Here is a 4,302-nt window from a genome sequence, read left to right on the forward strand (position 1 = left end):
GATCAAGCGTGACATCTCAGGCATGGGCAAATGGCTGTTTGTCGGTGCCGTCGTGGTCATGATTGGCAGCATCATCAACATGTTTGTCGGCTCGTCGGCCGGCATGATGGCCATCTCAGTCGCCGTGATTGCAATCTTCAGCGCCTACATGCTGTATGACCTGAAGCAGATCCTGGACGGTGGCGAAACCAACTACATCACCGCTACCCTGGCTTTGTACCTGGACCTCTTCAATGTCTTCCAGGCCTTGCTGGCCCTGCTGGGTATTTTTGGCGGCGAACGCGATTAAAGCGCTCTGCAGCAAAGAAAAAAGGGCCGGCTGGCCCTTTTTTCATGGTCGCCAAAACTGATCACAACCTCTCGAACACCGCCATGGATTCCACATGCGCCGTGTGCGGGAACATGTTGACCACGCCCGCCGCCGTGCAGCGGTAACCGCCCTCTCCCACCAGCAAGCCCGCATCGCGCGCCAGAGTGGCCGGATTGCAACTCACATACACAATGCGCTGGGGCGGTGTCCAATCGCCCAGCATCAGGCTCTGCTGCTGCCCCGCAGCGTCGCAGGGCACGCCAGTCACAACTTGCTGGTGCAGTGCGGCCAGCGACTTGAACAGTTCAAAGGCCCCTTCGCGTGGCGGGTCAACCAGCCATTTGTCGGCAACACCGTCTTTTATCAGCAAGGCCGGCGTCATCTCAAACAGGTTTCTTGCTACAAATTTAGTAGCAGCCAGCGCAGGACGGACATCGGATGCAGCCTTATTCCTCTCAAAATTCTGGCGTGAACGGGCGACCAGCTCGTCGCTGCCCTCAATGCCCAGCACTTCGCGCGCACGCGTGGCCAGCGGCAGCGTGAAATTGCCCAGGCCGCAAAACCAGTCAATCACCCGCTCATGCGGCTGCACGCCCAGCAGGCGCAGCGCACGGGACACCAGCACCTGGTTGATATGCGGGTTGACTTGGGTGAAATCGGTCGGTTTGAAGGGCATGACGACGCCGAACTCCGGCAAGCCGTAGCTCAGCTCCGAAGCCTGCCCTGAGCCTATCGAAGGGTCCAGCAGCTTGACAGTCTCCAGCCCGCCGGGCTGCAACCACCACTGCAAGCCCGGGTTTGCCGCGGCAAAGTCCCGCAGCCGGGCCAGATCGCCCTCGCTGAGCGGCTCCATATGCCGCAGCACCATGGCCGTCACCGCATCGCCACACGCCAGCTCGATCTGCGGCAGGGTTTCTTTGGCGTCCATGCTGCCAATGAGTTGGCGCAGTGGCACCAGCAGGTCGCTCACGTGCCGGGGCAGCACATGGCATTCGGTCATGTCGGCCACATAGCCGCTCTTGCGCTCATGAAACCCGACCAGCACGACGCCCTTTTTGCGCACATAGCGCACCGACAGGCGGGCACGGTAGCGGTAAGCCCAGGCCGGCCCTTCAATCGGCCTAAGCAGGTTCTCGGCCTTGACCTTGCCGATATGCCAGAGATTGTCTTCGAGCACGCGCTGCTTGACGGCCACCTGCGCGCCCACATGCAAATGCTGCATCTTGCAGCCGCCACACGCCCCCGTGTGCATGCCGAAGTTGGGGCATGCCGGGCGCACCCGCTGAGACGACTCGCGGTGAATTGCCATCAGCGTGGCTTTTTCAAAAGTGCTTTTCTTGCGGTAAACGTTGGCGGTCACCAGCTCAAAAGGCAGGGCCCCTTCAATGAACACGACCTTGCCGTCAGCCCGGTGGGCAATGCCCTGGGCTTCAATGTCAAGCGACTCCACGGCAAGCAGATCAAGCGGGTAGTCCGCAGACGCGGCGGGCTTTTTTTTCTGGTTTTCTTCGGTCATCATCCATTGTCTCAGGCCGCAGCATCAATCTTCTGAGCGCTCAGAAAAGGCGTGGTGCCTGGCCGCGTGACAGACCGGAAAGGAGCGGGATATGCTATGAAATCAATAGCTTGCAGCGCCCGTCATGCTTGGTCTGGAGGCCAAATAACCTCGCGTCTCTTAAACTCCCTAAAACACAAGCCCCTCTAAAAAAAGGCGTCCGGCAGCGCAGGACTCCTTTTTCCTTCAGTGCCAGCCGCTTATTTGGCGGGAAGGTATTTAGCCGGATCGACCGGTTTGCCCTGACGGCGGATTTCAAAATGCAGCTTCACGCGGTCAGCATCACTGTTGCCCATCTCGGCGATCTTCTGGCCTTTTTTGACCGTCTGGTCTTCCTTGACGAACAGCGTCCGGTTGTGCGCATAGGCCGTGAGGAAGGTGCTGTTGTGCTTGAGAATGACCAGATTGCCATAGCCCCGCAGGCCCGCACCGGCATACACCACACGACCATCTGCAGAAGCCATCACGGCATCACCGGCCTTTCCCGCTATATCGAGCCCCTTGTTCTTGGCCTCGTCAAAGCCCGCGAGCAGCGTGCCTTGGGCAGGCCAGATCCACGCAACGTCTTCATCGCCATTGGCTGCAGGTGCAGGTGCAGGTGCAGGGCTGGCGCTGGCCGGGGCCGACGCAGGCCTTGCTGCGCTGGCAGCCTGAGCCGGTGCGCTGGAAGCTGAGGTGCTTGAGGCGCCCGAGGACACGGGCCGCGTCACCACCAACGGGTTGTCGCTGGTGAACGGCACCACGCGCAATACCTGTCCGACTTCAATGATGTTGGGGTTTTCAAGGTTGTTCCAGCGCACGATGTCGCGCCAGTTCTGGCCGTTTTCCAGGCCGATGCGGATCATGGTGTCACCGGGCTTAACGGTGTAGTAACCAGCTTTACCGGCATTTTCAAAACCCGGCAGTGGCTTGACGTCGCCAAGGTCGACCGCGCCTGGAACCTGACGCGACAGGCCGGTGCCGCGATCTTCAACCGGTGCATTGGAGTGGGAGCGCGAGGCGCAGCCTGCCGCCAGCAGCATGACGGCGGCCAATGCGCAGGGCAGCGCCAATCTGCTCGCCAAGCGGGTACTGTGACCTGCGCCTGCGGTGACTAGAGACTCCACCCTGTTCGGGCGTGTGGTTTGATTCATTGGTTCTTTCGTCTTCAATCTCAACCCAGTAAGGTTTATCTTCAGCTTGTACCTGATTTTAAAGGTACAAAGTGGACGGCTTCCAGCAGGGTCTGCCTGACACCCTGGGGGGTTTTGTCAACCACCACCAGCGCCTGCGCACCGCTGGCCGTTTGCATGGGGGCCACCAGACGTCCGCCCATGGCCAGTTGTTCTATCCAGGCGGTCGGAATGGCTTGCCCACCCGCCGCCGCGATGATGGCGGCATAAGGTGCACCCTTGGCATAACCCATCATGCCATCACCGAACAGCAGGTGTACATTGGGTAGCCGCAAAGTCCGCAAATTCTCCCTGGCTTTGTCGTGCAAGCCGCGCAGCCGCTCGATGCTGTAGACCTCGGTTGTCAAATGACTGAGTACGGCGGCCTGGTAACCGCAGCCGGTGCCGATCTCGAGCACGCGCCCCAGCTTGCCACTCGCGTCGAGAGCGCCACCCCGAAGCAACTCCAGCATGCGCGCCACCACATTGGGCTTTGAGATGGTCTGGCCCAGGCCAATCGGCAGGCTGGTGTCCTCATAGGCCTGGTTGACCAGTGCCGTATCCACAAAGCGGTGGCGCTCCACCAATCCCATGGCCGCCAGCACCTGCGCGTCTGACAGGCCTTGTGCCGCGAGCTTGTGCACCATCCGTGCACGCACGGCTTGCGAGTCCAGCCCGACGCCATCTGGCGCGATGGTTTGGGTAATTTGTTTTATGCCATTTTGAGATTTAGCCATTACAGGACCTGCGTAGTCCGCTATTAATTTAGTAGCAGACGGCACGCCCGCATCGGGTTTCAAGCGCACGGGAAACGCTGGGCGGGCCAGCGCCGAAGGCACTTTTACCGTGGGGTTGAAAGGCGGCTTGAGAGGGGACTTCATGCGTCTGCCCTCAGTGCGCCTGTGTCAGCTTCGCGGCTGTTTGTGCCCAGTAGGGCAGCCGCTCGTGATCGGTCAAATCCACATGAAGCGGTGTGATGGAGACAAACCGTTGGCTGGTCGCGTAAAAGTCAGTGCCCTCGCCCGCCTCCTTGGCAGGTCCGGCGCTGCCGATCCAGTACATGGTTTCGCCGCGCGGACTGGTCTGCGTGATCACGCGCTCTGCGGCATGGCGGCGCCCCAGGCGCGCCACTTTAATACCCTGAATCTGATCGTCCGGCAAATTAGGGATGTTCACATTAAGCAGCCAGGGGGCAAGCGCTGGCTGCGCCCCGTCAGCCGCCACTTCGAGCGAAGGCATCAGCTGCTGCACCAGGTCGCACGCACGATGGGCCGCCACTTCGATAT

General features: G+C 60.5%; 5 protein-coding genes. 1 reads left to right on the forward strand and 4 read right to left on the reverse strand.

Features of this window, described 5'->3' with window-relative positions; genetic code table 11:
- Positions 1–289: Bax inhibitor-1 family protein (locus B3F77_RS13255; RefSeq protein WP_293605402.1), on the forward strand; the 289-nt coding region annotated here is incomplete at its 5' end.
- Between the two features lie 61 nt (positions 290–350).
- Here the strand turns inward: B3F77_RS13255 and rlmD are convergent.
- The 4 genes from rlmD to B3F77_RS13275 all read right to left on the reverse strand — a co-directional run.
- The gene (gene rlmD / locus B3F77_RS13260) at positions 351–1,826 is read right to left on the reverse strand and encodes a 23S rRNA (uracil(1939)-C(5))-methyltransferase RlmD (protein ID WP_293605408.1); all 1,476 of its coding nucleotides are present in this window, start codon (positions 1,824–1,826) and stop codon (positions 351–353) included.
- Positions 1,827–2,065: 239 nt separating this feature from the next.
- The gene (locus B3F77_RS13265) at positions 2,066–2,998 is read right to left on the reverse strand and encodes a peptidoglycan DD-metalloendopeptidase family protein (protein ID WP_414703011.1); all 933 of its coding nucleotides are present in this window, start codon (positions 2,996–2,998) and stop codon (positions 2,066–2,068) included.
- A 41-nt stretch (positions 2,999–3,039) separates the two neighbouring features.
- Positions 3,040–3,753, reverse strand: a complete 714-nt coding sequence (locus B3F77_RS13270) for a protein-L-isoaspartate(D-aspartate) O-methyltransferase (protein ID WP_293605410.1) — start codon at positions 3,751–3,753, stop codon at positions 3,040–3,042.
- Between the two features lie 154 nt (positions 3,754–3,907).
- On the reverse strand, positions 3,908–4,302 hold a 395-nt coding region (locus B3F77_RS13275), incomplete at its 5' end, for a 5'/3'-nucleotidase SurE (protein ID WP_349678416.1).

This window comes from Polaromonas sp. UBA4122, assembly GCA_002381615.1.
Classification (GTDB): Bacteria; Pseudomonadota; Gammaproteobacteria; order Burkholderiales; family Burkholderiaceae_C; genus Polaromonas.